The sequence below is a fragment of the Bradyrhizobium sp. NBAIM14 genome (assembly GCF_020193895.1).
Classification (GTDB): Bacteria; Pseudomonadota; Alphaproteobacteria; order Rhizobiales; family Xanthobacteraceae; genus Bradyrhizobium; species Bradyrhizobium yuanmingense.
The window spans coordinates 1-15,563 of the sequence record NZ_JADYVQ010000020.1 but is presented as its reverse complement, the minus strand read 5'-3'; the positions used below and the strand labels follow the sequence as shown (position 1 = coordinate 15,563).

General features: G+C 64.6%; 13 protein-coding genes. 4 read left to right on the top strand and 9 right to left on the bottom strand.

Features of this window, described 5'->3' with window-relative positions; translation table 11 throughout:
* Positions 1-3: 3 nt before the first annotated feature.
* Both I6F28_RS31145 and I6F28_RS31140 read right to left on the bottom strand, forming a co-directional pair.
* A complete protein-coding gene (locus I6F28_RS31145) occupies positions 4-1,185 on the bottom strand; it encodes an acyl-CoA dehydrogenase family protein (RefSeq protein WP_225142734.1) in 1,182 nt (393 codons plus the stop codon).
* Positions 1,186-1,201: 16 nt separating this feature from the next.
* Positions 1,202-3,520, bottom strand: coding sequence for a bifunctional salicylyl-CoA 5-hydroxylase/oxidoreductase (locus I6F28_RS31140; protein WP_225142732.1), 2,319 nt, complete (start codon positions 3,518-3,520; stop codon positions 1,202-1,204).
* A 280-nt stretch (positions 3,521-3,800) separates the two neighbouring features.
* Here I6F28_RS31140 and I6F28_RS31135 point away from each other — a divergent pair, with 280 nt between their 5' ends.
* Entirely contained in the window at positions 3,801-4,307 is a 507-nt protein-coding gene (locus I6F28_RS31135) for a MarR family winged helix-turn-helix transcriptional regulator (protein WP_036013463.1), read from the top strand.
* Between the two features lie 12 nt (positions 4,308-4,319).
* Here the strand turns inward: I6F28_RS31135 and I6F28_RS31130 are convergent, their stop codons facing one another.
* From I6F28_RS31130 to I6F28_RS31100, 7 genes are read right to left on the bottom strand one after another with little or no spacing between them, the layout of a single operon-like run.
* A complete protein-coding gene (locus I6F28_RS31130; RefSeq protein WP_524536125.1) occupies positions 4,320-5,975 on the bottom strand; it encodes an ATP-dependent acyl-CoA ligase in 1,656 nt (551 codons plus the stop codon).
* A gap of 18 nt (positions 5,976-5,993) precedes the next feature.
* Positions 5,994-7,151, bottom strand: a complete 1,158-nt coding sequence (locus I6F28_RS31125; RefSeq protein WP_225142728.1) for an ABC transporter substrate-binding protein — start codon at positions 7,149-7,151, stop codon at positions 5,994-5,996.
* A gap of 58 nt (positions 7,152-7,209) precedes the next feature.
* Entirely contained in the window at positions 7,210-7,992 is a 783-nt protein-coding gene (locus I6F28_RS31120) for a cyclase family protein (protein ID WP_225142726.1), read from the bottom strand.
* A gap of 35 nt (positions 7,993-8,027) precedes the next feature.
* Complete coding sequence (locus I6F28_RS31115) at positions 8,028-9,269, bottom strand: SDR family NAD(P)-dependent oxidoreductase (RefSeq protein ID WP_225142724.1); 1,242 nt, start codon at positions 9,267-9,269, stop codon at positions 8,028-8,030.
* Positions 9,266-10,444 (bottom strand): thiolase family protein, encoded by a 1,179-nt coding sequence (locus tag I6F28_RS31110; protein WP_225142723.1) that lies wholly within the window; start codon positions 10,442-10,444, stop codon positions 9,266-9,268. Before I6F28_RS31110 ends, I6F28_RS31115 begins: the two co-directional genes overlap by 4 nt.
* A gap of 22 nt (positions 10,445-10,466) precedes the next feature.
* Positions 10,467-10,895 (bottom strand): organic hydroperoxide resistance protein, encoded by a 429-nt coding sequence (locus I6F28_RS31105; RefSeq protein WP_311735370.1) that lies wholly within the window; start codon positions 10,893-10,895, stop codon positions 10,467-10,469.
* A gap of 31 nt (positions 10,896-10,926) precedes the next feature.
* Entirely contained in the window at positions 10,927-11,709 is a 783-nt protein-coding gene (locus tag I6F28_RS31100) for an aspartate/glutamate racemase family protein (RefSeq protein ID WP_225142721.1), read from the bottom strand.
* A gap of 633 nt (positions 11,710-12,342) precedes the next feature.
* On the opposite strand from I6F28_RS31100, the gene I6F28_RS31095 reads away from it, so the two are divergent.
* The 3 genes from I6F28_RS31095 to I6F28_RS31085 form a co-directional block, all read left to right on the top strand.
* Positions 12,343-13,491 carry an ABC transporter substrate-binding protein gene (locus I6F28_RS31095; protein ID WP_225142719.1) on the top strand — a complete coding sequence of 383 codons (1,149 nt, stop codon included), beginning with the start codon at positions 12,343-12,345 and terminating at the stop codon, positions 13,489-13,491.
* A 42-nt stretch (positions 13,492-13,533) separates the two neighbouring features.
* Positions 13,534-14,577, top strand: a complete 1,044-nt coding sequence (locus I6F28_RS31090; RefSeq protein ID WP_036013420.1) for a branched-chain amino acid ABC transporter permease — start codon at positions 13,534-13,536, stop codon at positions 14,575-14,577.
* Positions 14,574-15,563 (top strand): branched-chain amino acid ABC transporter permease (locus I6F28_RS31085; RefSeq protein ID WP_225142717.1); only part of this gene is annotated, 990 nt, incomplete at its 3' end. The genes I6F28_RS31090 and I6F28_RS31085, both read left to right, overlap by 4 nt.

The window sequence follows — 15,563 nt, the reverse complement described above, 5'->3', positions numbered from 1 at the left end:
CCTTCAGCGCGGCTTCAACAGCTCGCGGGCGACAATCAACTTCTGGACCTCGGTCGCACCCTCGTAGATGCGCAGCGCGCGGATTTCGCGGTAGAGACTTTCGACGACCTCTCCCTTGCGCACGCCGCGGCCGCCGAACATCTGGACGGCACGGTCGATGACGCGCTGCGCGGTCTCGGTGGCGGTCAGCTTCGCCATGGCGGCTTCGCGCGTCGTCGGAAGCTTCTGGACATCGCGGCGCCAGGCCGCGCGGTAGCTCAGCAGCGCCGCCGCGTCGGTGTCGGTCGCCATGTCGCCGAGCGCGGCCTGGGTCAGTTGAAGATCCCCCAGCGTCGCACCGAACATGTTTCGGCTGCGGGCATGCGACAATGCCTCGTCGAGCGCGCGACGGGCAAAGCCGAGGGCTGCGGCGGCGACCGATGCGCGGAAAATATCCAACGTCTGCATCGCGAGCTTGAACCCGCCCCCGGGCGCGCCGAGCCTACGGCTCGCGGGAATCCGGCAATTGGTGAAGCGCAACGTGGCCAGCGGGTGCGGCGCGATGACGTCGATGCGCTCGGCAATGCTAAAACCGGGATCATCCGGAAAGACGACGAAGGCCGAAATGCCGCGGGCGCCCGGCGCCTCGCCCGTTCGCGCAAACAGCGTATAGACGTCGGCAATGCCGCCGTTCGAGATCCAGGTCTTCTCGCCGTCGATGACGTAGTTGTCGCCGTCGACCCGCGCCGTGCAGGACATCGCCGCGACGTCCGACCCCGCCTCCTTCTCGGAGAGCGCGAAGGCCGCGAGCCATTCGCCGGAACGCACCTTCGGCAGCACGGCCTTGCGCAACTCCGCCGAGCCACCCAGTGCAATCGCTCCGGAGCCAAGCCCCTGCATGGCGAAAGCAAAATCGGCGAGGCCATCGGCATAGGCCAGCGACTCGCGCGACAGGCAGATCGAGCGGGAATCGATCGACGTCGCATCGCCATCGGGCGACGCCGCGACCGCGCAATCGAGCAACCCCGCCGCGCCCATCGCGCGCACAAGCTTGCGACAGGCACCATCCACATCATTGTGATCGATCTTGTCGAGGGCTCCCGACTGCACGAAGCGATCGAGCGCCTCGCCGATCGCAAGATGGCGGGGCTCGAAGAACGGCCAGTCCAGCCATTCGCGCCGGATCATCTTTACCACGGAGTTCATCCGATCCCTCCTTCGCTCACTGCGCGGCCACGGCAGCGGCACGCGCCAGATTGGCTTCGTATTGTCCCTTGGCGGACAGATACTGCTTCGGCCAGTTGACCGCTGTGATGCCGATGCGCGCGGCTTCGTGCAGCGTCCAGGCCGGGTCGGCGAGATGCGGCCGCGCAATCGCGCAGAGATCCGCGCGGCCAGCCGCGAGAATCGAGTTGGCGTGATCGGCCTCGGAGATCGCACCGACTGCTATCGTCTCGATGCCGACTTCGTTGCGGATCAGATCGGCGAATGGCGTCTGGAACAGGCGGCCGTAGATCGGCCGTTCCTCCTTCCAGACCTGTCCCGAGGAGCAATCGATCACGTCTGCTCCCGCCTCCTTGAACATCGCAGCGAAGATCGCGGCGTCGGCCGGCGTGTTGCCGCCTTCGGTCCAGTCATGGCAGGACAGCCGCACCGACATCGGCCGATCGGATGGCCACGCCGCGCGCATCGCCCTGAAGACCTCCAGCGGAAAGCGCGCACGATTTTCGTGGTTGCCGCCATATTCGTCAGTCCGCCGGTTGGTCAGCGGCGAGAGGAAGCTCGATAGCAAATAGCCATGGGCGCAATGAAGCTCGAGCCAATCGACACCGGCGTCGGCAGCACGGCGCGTTGCGGCGACGAAATCGTCGCGGACGCGGTCCATATCGCTGCGGTTCATCTCCCGCGGCAACTGGCTGTGCGGCAGATAGGGCAGCGCGGAAGCCGAGATCAGCGGCCAATTGCCTGAAGCCAGCGGTTGGTCAATCCCCTCCCAGGCGAGCCGGGTCGATCCCTTCCGCCCGGCATGGCCGAGCTGGATGCCGACCTTGGCATGTCCGAGGCTATGGACCAGATCGACCAGCCGGCGCCATTGTGCCGCTTGCTCATCATTCCAGAGCCCGAGACAGCCCGGCGTAATCCTGGCATCCGGTGAGACGCAGGTCATCTCGGCAAAGATCAACGCGGCGCCGCCCATGGCGCGCGCTCCGAGGTGGGCGATGTGGAAGTCGTTGATCAGCCCGTCCTTCGCCGAATACATCGCCATCGGCGAGACCATGATGCGGTTCGCCAGCGTGAGGCCGCGCACGCGGTGCGGCGTCAGCATCGGCGGCGGTACCCGTTCGCCGTCCTCGACGGCGATGCCCGAGCGCGCGGCAAACCATCGCTCGAATCCTTCCAACCAGGCACGGTCGCGCAGGCGCAGGTTTTCATGGCTGATGCGCTGGGAACGCGTCAGCATCGAATAGAAGAATTGCGGCGGTTCGAGCGTATCAGCATAGCGCCGGCCGACCACCTCGAACCATTCCATCGCATTGCGCGCGGCGTTCTGGATGCGCGCCACGTCGACGCGGCGTACTTCCTCGTAGGCCTCCAGCACGGTCTGGATGCGGTCGCGCCCGTGACCATGGTGATCGAACTGGTTGGCGAGCTCGATGGCGTCGTCGAGCGCGAGCTTGGTGCCCGACCCGATGGCGAAATGCGCGGTGTGCGCGGCGTCCCCCATCAGCACGACATGGGAGCGGCCGTTGAACACGCTCCATTTGCCGCAGATCAGGCGGCTGAAATTGAGCCAAGCCGAGCCGCGCAGATGGCGGGCGTTGGTCAAGAGCTTCGCACCGTCGAGCGTCTCGGCGAAGATCTTCTCGCAGAAGTCGATCGACCCTTGCTGATCGAGCTCGCCCAGCCCGTGAGCATTGTAGGTCTCTTCCGTGGTCTCGACGATGAAGGTCGAGGTCTCCGCGTCGAACTTGTAAATGTGTGCCTGGAACCAGCCGTGCTCGGTCCTCTGGAAATCGAACGTGAAGGCGTCGAACGCCTTCTTGGTGCCGAGCCAGATGTAGCGGTTCGGCCGGATCACCATGTCCGGCTGGAACTGTTCGGCATAGCGGGCGCGAATCCTGGAGTTGACACCGTCGCAGGCGACGATCAGGTCGGCGTCGGGGAATTCGAGATCGGACTCCACCTCACGCTCGAAGGCGAGCTCGACACCCAGAGCCTCGCAGCGCCTCTGGAGAATGTTGAGCAGATGCTTGCGACCAATGCCGATGAAGCCGTGGCCGGTCGTGCGCTGGCGCGTCCCCTTGAAGATCAGCTCGATGTCGTCCCAATGATTGAAGGCGTCCTCGATCTCGGCCGCGCTTTCGGGGTCGGCAAGACGCATCGCAGACATCATGGCATCGGAGAATACCACCCCCCAGCCAAACGTATCGTAGGGCTTGTTGCGCTCGACGACCGTGACGACATGTTCCGGATGTCGACGCTTCATCAGGAGGCCCAGATAGAGGCCGGCCGGCCCGCCGCCGATACAGACTATGCGCATGATCCCTCGCTTTCGCGCGTTGCGCCGAGCTCTCACCCAATTATTTTAAGTATAAAATATTTCCTCGACGCGTGCCTTGTCAAGGCGGTTCTGCAAAGGCCCTGGAGGGCACGCCCCTCGCCGCAGCGTCGATCTGAATTTTAGTGTAAATCGGATGCACGGCGGCGCCGATTCCGAATCCTTCGGACCCAGCCTTGAATTTACTTTTGGCACGAACTATCTTGCCAATGTCACGAGAGCTGCGCCAGCTTTCGTAAGCCACGAAGCCCGGGAGATTCGATTGGCACTCGCGAAGGAGTCCACCCCTGTTTCGGCCAAGAACGAGACGGATCAGGAGGCTGAGTACAGGGCTCAAACACGCCTTTGGCTCCGACTGCTCGCCTGCACGTCCCTCATCGAAAGCGAGTTGCGGCGCCGGTTTCGCGAAGAGTTCGACTTCACGATGCCCCGCTTCGACGTTCTCGCCCAGCTCGACCGCGAACCAAGCGGACTTGTGCTGGGAGAGCTGCCCAAGCGCCTGATGGTCTCCGCCGGGAACCTCACGCCAATCGTCGACCGCCTGGTCGCAGATGGATACATCACCCGCACGGCGTCGAACCTCGACCGGCGGGTGCAGATCGTCTGTATGACGGTCGAAGGCCGCAAGATCTTCAGGCGAATGGCCAAGAGCCACGGCGCATGGCTTGCCGAGCTGCTGGCGGATTTCCCGGCAGATCGGTTCGATGGATTGATCGGCGAGCTCGACGAACTCAAGGCCGCCGTCAGGGACGCCTTGCAAAAACCTTGAGCGGATACGACGTCAGCGTCGTACCTTCACTCCGGCCGCTTCGCGATCCCATGTATCCGTCGTGACACCGGCATCGCGCAGCACGCCCTTCTTGATCTTGCCGTTCTCCGTCAGCGGCATCTGACCGAGGATTCGCACATAACGCGGAATAGCGAAATAGGCGATCCGTCCTTCGCAATGCCTGACGATGTCGACGGGCTGTAGCAAGTGGCCCGGTTCCAGCAGAATCGCAGCAGCAACTTCATCCTCACCCAACTCCGACGGCAGCGGGTAGACCGCGCAGGCAGCGACCGCGGGGTGCGCCTGGATCGCCTGCTCGACCTCCCACGAGGACACGTTCTCGCCGCGCCTGCGGATGGAATCCTTCATGCGATCGATGAAGCGATAATGCCCGTCGGAATCGCGAACGACCCGATCGCCTGAGTGGAACCACAGATTTCGCCAGGCCTCCACGGTCTTCTCCGGCATGCCGAAATAGCCGGACGCGAACGCAAAGGGTTCTCTCGCGCGAAGCACGAGCTCGCCGGCCTCTCCATCAGGCAGCGCGGAATCATTCTCGTCGACGATCCGCGCCTCAATGCCATCGGCCAGGTACCCCATCGTCCCCGCCCGATCCGACGGAATCGTGCCGGCGAACACGAAATTCGTCTCCGTCGACCCGTAGCCGTCGACCAGCGGTACGCCGAAGCGCTCGCGGAACGGGCCGTGGATTTGCGGCGGCACGCCGCCGCCAAGAGCGACACGAAGACGATGCATTGACTCGTCTGCGCTCTTCGGCTGTGCCAGGAGCATCGACGCCATCGCACCGAGCAGATAGCCGACCGTCGCATTGTGCTGTCGCGCGGCAGCCCAAAAGCCGGAAGCCGAGAACTTCGGCTCGAGCACGTACGTGCATCCGTTCAGCAGCGCCTGATAGAACGCATTCAGCGCGTTGGTGTGGAACAGCGGCAGCGTGGTGAACAGCACATCGCCCTCGCGGATTCCGAGCGCGCGCGCCGAATAGACGCCCCACCAGAACAGCTGCGCCTGCGGACAGCACACACCCTTCGCAGGCCCCGTGGTGCCCGACGTATAGAGGATCGCAACGGTGTCACCGGGACGCACGGCGCCGGCCGGGGCTGCGGCGCCAAGAGGCGGCAGCGGGACCGCGGAAAGCCTGGCACCGATTGCGTCGGCGGCAGCTCCGATGATCCAGGTCCGAGGCGGCAGCTCGACATCCGCCTCGACACTCTCGACCGCGCTGGCGAACTGAGCCTCGATGACGAGCAGCGCGGGACGCGAGTTGCGGAAAATGTGGGACAGCTGGAAGCCGCGCAAGGCGGTATTGATCGGGACCGCAATCGCCCCCAGCCACGCACAGCCGAGATAGACCTGCAAGAACTCCGGACGGTTCGAGCACATCAGCGCGACCCGGTCGCCCGGCTTGATCCCGGCATCGACCAGCGTCTGGGCCGACGCAGCCGCAATCGTCGCAGCCTGCGTAAAGCTCCAACGCGCCTCTCCGGCAACGAGCAGAAGGCGATCGCCGTAACGCTCCGCCTGGCGCGTGAGCATCGTCGAGAGGATGCGCTCAGACGGCGGAAACGACGCCATCGCGCGCGCCCAGGCAGGCGTCACGTCCTCACCGCCGACCACCTCGCTGATGTTCGCCAGCGCATCTTTCTCCATTGCGACCATGCTCGCACCTCAAGGCAACAGCTTGTACTTGCCGTCCTCGATCTGAACCATGATGCGCGAGCGATCGTCGACTCCATGCCGGTCCGCCGGCGTGTAGGTGTAGACGCCCTGCGTCCCGACGACCTCCTTGGTGGTGAACAGTGCCTGGCGAATCGCGGTACGGAACTCAGGTGAGCCTGGTTTGGCACCGGTTGCCAGCGCACGCTTGGCGGCGTCGGCGAAGATCAGCCAGCCGTCGAAGGAATAGGACGAGAATGAATCCGTCGGCGCCTCGCCATTGGCCTTTTCGAAGGCCGCGCGGAAATCCAGGGCGACCTTCTGGATCGGATTGCTGGCCGGAAGCTGCTCCGCCGCGGTCACAGGTCCCGTCGGGCACATGATGCCATTGGCGGCTTTGCCGGCCAGACGAAGGAAATCGGCGCTGATCAGCCCGTGATTGCCGTAGAGCGGTCCCTTATATCCCCGCTCGGACAGAGCGATGACCGGCAGCGCGCCTGGCGTGCCGGTGCCGCCGAGCATGATGGCGTCGGGACGCGCGGCGAGTGCGCGCAGCACCTGAGCCGTCACCGAGGAGTCCGACCGGGCATAGCGCTCGTTGGCGACGACCTTGATGCCGGCGGCCTTCGCACTCTGCTCGAGCGAATTGTACATGAGATCGCCGAACGCATCGGAGAAACCGATGAAGGCCACGGTCGTCAGGCTCTTCGCCTTCATGTGGTCCACGATTCCTTGCACCAGAAGCGGCGTGGGCTGCGGCGTCTGCACGACCCAAGGACCGCCGTCGCCTGACGCCACCGGTGCGATCGGCGACACCGCGATCATCGGAATCTTCATCTCGATGGCCGCGGTCGCCATCGCGAGCGTCTGGGGAGCGCCGGACGTGCCGATCAGGATATCGACCTTCTCCTGCTCCAGCAGCTTGCGCGCATTGCGTGCCGACGCGGTCGGATCGGAGCCGTCGTCGAGCTGGATGACCCGCAGCTTCTCGCCGCCAATTTCGCCGATATAGGCCTGACCTGCCGCGATCCCCTTCGCGTTGGGAATACCGATCGATGACACCGGCCCACTGAGGCCGGTAACGAATCCGACGAGGATCTCGGCTCGCGCGAATTGCGGAACGGCAAGCAGCAATGCAGTGGAAGCCACCAGGCTCTTGATCAAGTTCATGGCACCTGTCTTTCGGGAGAATTTCTTGTTCTGGCTGGCGAGCGCCATGGATTGGGGCTCAAGTGGACGACACCAGAGCGATGACTCGAAGCGGGCTGCCGGAGCCGTTCTGGATCTTCAGTGGCGAAGCCACGATGACGGCGCCGGTGGCCGGAAGCTGATCCAGGTTACACAGGCATTGCAGGCCGTAGCGGCCCGCGCCGTGCAGGAAGTGATGCGCTGGATAGGGCGGCTCGAAGTGCCCGGCCTGCCCCGCATCCGTGCCGATGGTTTCGGTGCCGAAACCGATGACACCGCGCTCCTCCACCAGCCACTTCATCACCACCGGGTTCGGGCCCGGCGTATGCGCGCCGTCGTCCCCGAGATTGGAGTAGTCACGCCAGCCCTTCTTCGACCAGTCGGTCCTGAGCAGGACCCAATTCCGCTCAGGGATCCGGCCGTGCCTGGCTTCCCAAGCTTCGACAATCGGGACGGTCAGCAGGAAATCGGGATCCTGCGCCGCCTGCGCCGAGCAGTCGATGACACAGGCCGGTGCGATCATGTCCTTGGCCGGCATCGTGTCGACGGCATTGTTCGGCAGGTTCTTGCCGGTGAACCAGTGAATCGGCGCGTCGAAATGCGTGCCGGTGTGTTCGCCGAACGTAACGTTGTTCCAGTACCAGGCCGGGCCGCGACCATCGTATCGCGATATCTCCTGGATGCGGACAGGCGCGGCCTGACCGAATTCCGGCGGCAGGACGATGACCGGAAAGTCCGGACTGAGTGTGAAGGTCAGATCGACGACGCGCACCGCGCCGGAAGAAATCGCACTCGCCAGCTCCAGGAGACTCTTGCTTTGCATCGTCACGTCCTCCAGCTCGGTTGAAATCCCGCTTCTTATCGGTCGAGCTCGCGCTCGAGCGCTTTCGGATTGGCCGCGAGACGTTGCCGGATCTCTTCGGCGACATCTCCGACATACATCTCTTCGAGTCCGTTCTTGAGGCCCGACACGACCGCCTGCGCGATCACGCGCGGCGCGACCTTGGGCGGCGGCACGGTCTGGAACCATTCGGTGTCGACAGGGCCGGTGAACAGGTTCATCACCCGGACGCCGCCCGGCCGCAGCTCCGCGCGCAAGCAATGCGACAACGACAGGCAGGCGGCCTGCGAAGCCGAGTAGGCGCCGAAGGCGGGCCAGTTCGCTAGTGCATAGACCGAGAGAATATTGACCCATGCCGCGCTGCTGTTGATGCCGTCGGCACCGCGCATCCGCATGGCGGGGCCAAAGGCTTGAGCCAGATTGATGAAGCCGAGATAGGCCTGGTCGATCTCGTCCCGTGCGATGCTCGTGCCCCTGCGATCGAGCAGGCCGCCCGGCCGGACATATTCCGTCGTGTTGACGAGAATATCGACCTTGCCGCCGATGTCGGCCGCAAGATCGGTAGCCGATTTTTCGTCAGCAGCATCGAGAGTCACGATCTCGATCCCGTCTTGACCGCGCAGCCGCTCCTCGCCGGCGAACGGCCGCCATGGTTCGGCAATGCCGACGAACACCGTCTTGGCGCCCGCCGCCTTCAAAGCGGTGACGGCTTCCTGACCGATGACGCTGCGGCCATTGGTGACGAGCACGCGACGGAATTTCGGATCGGCCGTCATTTCCCGCCACTGCTTGTCGTCTGCCATGTTGGGAGTCTCCCCTTCGGGACGGGCAAAGGCCACCGCCTGGCCGCTCTTGTCGAGTTGCAGCGACATGCTGACGGCCGCGCCCTCTGCGCAGTCGGCATGAAGATGTGCGACGATCGTCGGACCGCAATCCATCTTGACGAGGCCGATCCGCCACGGCGCCCGCTCGCGGAAATAGACGTCGCTCGGCACCAGCGCCGTTGTCTCGGCAAGCAGTACACCTTGCCGCGGCGCATCGACGAAAGCGAGGCCGGCCGAAAGACAAGACGGGCAGGCTTCGCGCGCCGGATAAGCAAAGGTGCCGCAAGCCTCGCAGCGCTGCAGCATAAAGCGGCCTTCGGCGGCCGCGCGCGTGAACCCGTGCGACATCCTGCTGCGCGGTCGCGGTGGCGAGGCCGGTAGCCGCGTCCGCAGCAGCGGGTTCTTGCGCCGGGGCGGCTTGATCTGCTCTATCATCGCGACGGTCCAGCAAAGATCGCGGCACCCGAGGCGAGACCACGATCATAGTTGATCATACCGAACCCCGAGGCCAGAGCGAGGCTCGCATTCCTGACCTGCGTGGGACCGGCACTGCCCAGAACCTGCCGCAACCCTTCAACGAGGCCGAGGTAGGCGCCGGCGGCACCGGCCTGCCCGACCGAGAGCTGTCCGCCCGAGGTGTTGTGCGGGAAGTCGCCATCGATGGTGAGATCGTGTTGGCGCACGAACTCAGCGCCCTCGCCCTTCTTGCAGAATCCGAGATCCTCGAACTGCATCATCGTGATGATGGGATAGTCGTCATAGGTCTGCACGACATCGAGATCGTCAGGCTTGACGCCGGCCATCGCATAGAGCTCGTCGACATCCATCGCCCAGCCGCCGCGCACCTGCATCGGATCGTCGGCAAAGGCATTGTGCCGCTCGATCGTCGAAAGGAGTCGCGCGGCGGGCAGCTTCAGGGATGAAGCCGTCTCATCGCGCATCACGAGGAAAGCTTCCGCGCCCGCACAGGGCATCACGCAATCGAACAGGTGGATCGGATCGGAAATCGGCCGGGCCGCCAGGTATTGCTCGAGCGTGAGCGGAGCCTTCATGAGCGCATGCGGGTTGCGCAGGGCATTGGCGCGCTGGGCGACAGCGATCTTGCCGACGTCCTCGCGCGCGACGCCGAACATTCGCATATAGTTGCGCGCAATCAGCGCAAAGCTGGCATTGGCGCCGCCCGCGCCGTAAGGATAGACGGCGTCCTGATTGAACCGCGAGAAATTCTCCAGCGTCAGCCTGAACGAATCGACGTGATTGGTGTCGCCAGCGACGCACGCCACGATGTCGGCATCGCGCGCCTGAACCGCGCGCGCCGCCTTGCGCAGCGCCGCAATAGCGCTGGCGCCGCCGAGCGGGATCGTGTCCAACCACCGGACGCAGAGCCCGAAATGCTGTGTCAATCCGATGCCACTGTCCGTGCCCATGGTGAAACTGGAGACGCACAGGCCGTCGATGTCGGAGGCCTTGATGCCGGCCTGCGCGACGAGCGCGCTCAGCGCCCGCCCGATCCACCACTGCGCGCTCTCGATGGAGTAGCGCACATAGGGAATCGTGACGGGAGCCGCGATCACCACGCCGTCATATGGTGCGCGCAAGGTGTTGGTCACCGACCGCCCTCGTTCATCCGCCTCAGACCACCGTCAGTTTCACGTCAATATTGCCGCGGGTTGCGTTCGAATAGGGGCAACGCTCATGCGCACCGGCAACGACCTCTTCGGCCACGGCCTTCTCGACACCAGGCAGGCTGACCTTCAGCTCGACAGCGAGCGCATATCCGACGGGCACCGGCCCCATCGCAACCTTCGCAGTCACGGACGGCTCGGCAGAGGGCACCACCTTCCGCGTGCGCGCGACGAGCTTGACCGCGCCGAGAAAGCAAGCGGCATAGCCGGCCGCAAAGAGCTGCTCGGGATTGGTGCCTTCGCCGCCGGGACCACCCATCGATTTCGGCAAGGACAGGGACACCGAGAGCAGACCGTCAGCGCTGACCGCCTTGCCATCCCGACCTCCGGTCGCCGCCACCTCGGTCTCGTACAGGATCTTTTCGGGGGTCATCATTATTTGTTCTCCAGGAACGGTTTTTCGAGGACTAGCGGCTGTTACGGGCAAGTAGCGCGCGGAAGTCATCGCGGGCCTGGGCGCTGGCCCGCCTGAAGCTCGGCCCGCGGCTGGGCTCGGTGCCATTGAGCTTCCGGAGCTGTACCCACATCTCGGCACTCTTGAGCGCCACGGCCGCGCAGTTGACCACCGGAGCGTGGCCGACCTTCAGGCCATGCTCTCGCCCGATCAAGAGGCCTGGCAACACGCCGGCCGGGATCACGACATCCGCGCCGCGTTCCACCAGCGGGAGCGCGCAGGCGACGAAGTCCTTGATCATGCGGGCTTGCGCGGCAGCGTTTCCGGCGAACGCATCGGAGAAATCATCCGGCCTGCAGCCAAGGCCGGTCACATGGACGACGCGATCGCCGAGGCCGTAACGCTCGGCCTGCTCATAGTGCAAGACCTCGAAGACGGGATCGAGCGTCACAAGACCCAGCCGCCGCCCGAGTTGTGAGGCCGCCAGCAACGTCGCCTCGCCAGTCCCAATCACGGGAATGTCGAGCGCCGAGCGCAGCTCGTAGAGTCCGGGATCCTGAAAATGCCCCATGACGAAGGCGTCGAACCCACCCTCCTCCGCTGCAATACCGTTGTCGATTGCCTGGACCGCACAGCGCAATTCCGCGAGCCGTCCGAACTCGCGGTCCGGCGGACTGATGCCCTGGACGTGGACCGTCGTGCCTGGCGCAGCGATGTCGTTCAGGTATTCCGACAGCCGCGCCATGTAGGGCGCATTCACGCTCGCATCAACAAAGCTCTGCCAGAAGATGCGCATCGTCCTTCTCCTCAAGCGGTGATCGGAGGATCGGTCGTCGGCTGCCGATGGATATATTTCAACCATAAACTAATTGACGCGTCAAATGCGCGCGGCGGCGACGGCGACCAGTGCCGTCGGGGTCAAGGCGAGCACGGCTTTTTCTATGGGTCGATGAGCGCAGAAGCGCCGCACACTGACGAAATTGTATGCAACAACATTTTTTTCTGACAGCCCCGTGACACGTGTTGACGGCGCCACCGGAGTTACTTTAGGCTTTAAGTAATTCCTCGCCGGTCAAAGACCGGTGGCCATGACAATGATGTTGCAGGGCACCGATTTTGAGAGACTCGATCGTGTGGACAGTCGCCGTGCTCGAACAGCCGGCCTTAGCAGCAGCATCGCCGGTCGCGCATCGCGGCGGCACCGACGACCTTTCATCGCTCCGGAAAAGGCCCGCTTGCATGTGCCGGTGGGCCTATCGTTCGCGCGGCGCACAACATCATGGCTGCTGAGCGCCCGGAGCACACACTCTTCGGTCGCGCCCGGTTTTTGGCGCCGCAGCAATGTTTTCAATCGGGCGGTTCGTCGTTCGGGGACCCCGTGCGGCAGCATCGAAGCATTCCTATCCAGCATCAACGGAGGAGAACGCATATGCGCAAGACTCTGAGTTTACTTGCACTTGCCGCCGGCATCGTCACAGCCCCCGCCGCGCGGGCCGATATCACCATCGGCTTCGTCACCTCGCTCAGCGGCAACGGCTCGTCGATCGGCATTCCCTACGGGCGCGGCATCAACGCGGCCTATGAATACAAGAAGACCATCAACGGCGAGACCGTCCGCCTGATCCAGCTCGACGACGGCTCCGACCCGTCGGCCGCGACCCGCAACGCGCGCAAGCTGGTGGAAGAAGAGAAGGTCGACCTCCTGATAGGCACCGCGACGGCGCCCTCGACCATCGCCATGGCGGCGGTGGCGAGCGAATTGAAAGTGCCGATGATCGCGGTCTCGCCGATCGGCAAACTGCCGGAAACACCCGAGCAGTGGGTGGTGTCGGTGCCGCAGCCTGCGTCCCTCCTCGTCAAGATCATCGCCGATCGCATGAAGCGCGACGGCATGAAGAACATCGGCTATATCGGCTTCTCCGACGCCTGGGGGGACCTCGTCTACAACGGCGCCAAGGCGGCGGAGGCCGCCGGCGATGTCAAGATCCAGACCAACGAGCGCTATGCGCGCACCGACACTTCGGTCACCGCGCAGATCCTCAAAGTGCTCGCGGCGCGGCCGGACGCCGTGCTGGACGGCGGCTCGGGGACGCAAGGCGCGCTGCCGCTCCTCAGCCTCGCGGAGCGCGGCTTCAAGGGAAACACCTACGGCACGGTGGCGCTCGTCAATCCGGACTTCGTGAACGTCGGCGGCAAGGCGGCCGAAGGCATCCAGGTCTCCGCCGGCCCGGTCATCGTGGCCGAGCAGCTGCCCGACGAACATTTCGCCAAGAAGATCGCGCTGGATTTCCGCAGCGTCTACCAGAAGGTCCATAACATCCCGACCACCGACGGCTTCTCGGCCTACTCCTTCGACGCCTGGCTGATCTTCGCCAACGCAGCGGAGCGCGCGCTCAAGACGGCGAAGCCCGGCACGGCGGAATTTCGCGCCGCCCTGCGGGACGCGATCCTCAGCACCAAGGAGCTGCCCGGCGTGCACGCCATCTACAACTTCAAGCCCGGCTCGGTGACCGGCGTCGATGAGCGCGCGCTGGTCGTGGTGCGCCTGACGGGCGGCGCCTGGAAATACGCGCCGTAGTCGGACAGGCCAGGCCACCAGAACAAGGGGACGGCGTTCTCAATGACGAGCGACATCGCAGCCATTCTTGCGATCGATGGGATCGCCACCGGCGCAGTCTACGCGCTGGTGGCAATCGGGACGGTCCTCATCTTCACGGTGACACGGGTCATCTTCATTCCCTTTGGCGACATCGCCGCCTTCACCGCGCTGACGCTGGCGGCGCTCGACGCGAAGCGCTTTCCCGGCACGGGCGCGCTGGTCGTCATTCTTGCGTGCCTCGCAACCCTGATCGAAATCGTCTCGCTGCTGCGCAACGGCGAGCGTCGGCTGGTTCCGCGCGCTCTCTTCTTCTATCTCGCATTGCCGCTGGCCGTGGTTGGCCTCGCCTGGCTGACCATGCGCGCCGATCCGCCGCTCGCCATCAGGCTCGTGCTGGCCTTGATGCTGATCACCCCCATCTCCCCGCTGCTGGACCGGATCGTCTTCCGTCCCATTGCGGACGGAACGGTGCTGCTGCTCCTGACCGTTTCCGTCGCCCTGCACTTCGCGCTGGTCGGCCTTGGGCTGCTCTTCTTCGGTCCCGAGGGTGTCAGGACCGAGCCGCTGACGTCATTGTCGACCGAGTTTGCGGGCGTGCTGATCTCGGGCCAGACCATGCTGATCGTGATCGCAGCCCTCGTCTTCTCTGGCCTGCTCTATCTCTTCTTCGACTTCACGCTGGTCGGTAAATCGCTCCGCGCGACGGCCGTGAACCGGACCGGCTCCCGCCTGATGGGCATACGTCCCGCCCGCGCCGGCACCATCGCCTATCTCCTGGGTTCGCTGATGGCCGGCGTCTCCGGAATCCTGATCGCGCCCGTCAACACCATATTCTACGATTCCGGCTTCCTGCTCGGCCTCAAGGCCTTCGTCGGCGCCATCGTCGGCGGCATGACGAGCTATCCCGGCGCGGCCATCGGCGCCGTCGGCGTCGGTATCCTCGAAAGCTTCGCATCCTTCGAGAGCAGCGCGCTGAAGGATGTCATCGTGTTCTCGCTTCTGATCCCGATCCTGATCTGGCGATCCCTCGCCTCGCTGCATTCCGAGGAGGAGATCGAGGAATGACGCGCCTTCACGTTCAGCTCGCGGCGGTGGCGGCGGTAGCGTGCCTCGCGCTCGCGCCATTCGTCCTCAACCCCTTCAGCATCACGCTGATGAACTATATCGGCATCTATTCGCTGGTCGCGATCGGCCTTGCCCTGCTCACCGGCGTCGGCGGCATCGTGTCCTTCGGACAGGCCGCCTTCGTCGGCGTCGCGGCCTATGCCACGGCCTGGGTCTCTGCTCTGAATGGATCTTCCCCGTGGCTCGGCCTCGTGTTCGGGGTGGCGCTGACCTGCGGTGTCGCCACCGTCCTCGGCGTTGTCACCTTGCGGCTCCAGGGCCATTTCCTGTCGCTCTCGACCGTCGCCTGGGGGCTCGCCATCGGCTTCCTGTTCGGCAATGTCGAGGGGCTCGGGCGCTTCAACGGCATCTCGTCGATCCCGCCGATCAGTATCGGATCGTTCGCGCTCGTTTCGAGCGCCCAGATCTATTTCCTGATCTGGGGCATCGTCGTCGTGGTGCTTTTCCTCGGATACAATCTCCTCGATTCCCGCGTCGGCCGCGCCATGCGCGCGCTGCGCGGCGGCAATATCCTGGTCGAAAGCCTCGGCATCAACGCGTTCCGGATCAAGCTCGTGACCTTCGTGATCGCGGCCTTCCTCGCCTCGCTCTCCGGCTGGCTCTACGCCCATATGAGCCGCTTCATCAGCCCGGGCCCGTTCGAGGCCGGCATGGGCATCGAATATCTGATGATGTCGATGGTCGGCGGCGCCGGCAGCCTGCTCGGCGGCGTCGTGGGCGCCGCTATCGTCACCTTGCTCAAGAACAGCGTGCAGGACTATCTGCCGTTGATCGCCAAGGGCGCGTCCGGCCAGCTCGAGATCGTCGCCTTCTCCGCGCTGTTCATCCTGTTCCTGCAATGGGCGCGGCAGGGCATCGTGCCGTTCGTCGCGCGCTACTTGCCGAAGATCAAGCGCGAACGGCCGCCAGCCGCCCCGCCCCTGCCC

Excerpts from the sequence above, each read along its gene's own strand:
- I6F28_RS31145 (WP_225142734.1), bottom strand. The coding sequence starts at position 1,185 with ATGAACTCCGTGGTAAAGATGATCCGGCGCGAATGGCTGGACTGGCCG.
- I6F28_RS31140 (WP_225142732.1), bottom strand. The coding sequence starts at position 3,520 with ATGCGCATAGTCTGTATCGGCGGCGGGCCGGCCGGCCTCTATCTGGGC.
- I6F28_RS31130 (WP_524536125.1), bottom strand. The coding sequence starts at position 5,975 with ATGGAGAAAGATGCGCTGGCGAACATCAGCGAGGTGGTCGGCGGTGAG.
- I6F28_RS31125 (WP_225142728.1), bottom strand. The coding sequence starts at position 7,151 with ATGAACTTGATCAAGAGCCTGGTGGCTTCCACTGCATTGCTGCTTGCC.
- I6F28_RS31120 (WP_225142726.1), bottom strand. The coding sequence starts at position 7,992 with ATGCAAAGCAAGAGTCTCCTGGAGCTGGCGAGTGCGATTTCTTCCGGC.
- I6F28_RS31115 (WP_225142724.1), bottom strand. The coding sequence starts at position 9,269 with ATGATAGAGCAGATCAAGCCGCCCCGGCGCAAGAACCCGCTGCTGCGG.
- I6F28_RS31105 (WP_311735370.1), bottom strand. The coding sequence starts at position 10,895 with ATGATGACCCCCGAAAAGATCCTGTACGAGACCGAGGTGGCGGCGACC.
- I6F28_RS31100 (WP_225142721.1), bottom strand. The coding sequence starts at position 11,709 with ATGCGCATCTTCTGGCAGAGCTTTGTTGATGCGAGCGTGAATGCGCCC.
- I6F28_RS31095 (WP_225142719.1), top strand. The coding sequence starts at position 12,343 with ATGCGCAAGACTCTGAGTTTACTTGCACTTGCCGCCGGCATCGTCACA.
- I6F28_RS31090 (WP_036013420.1), top strand. The coding sequence starts at position 13,534 with ATGACGAGCGACATCGCAGCCATTCTTGCGATCGATGGGATCGCCACC.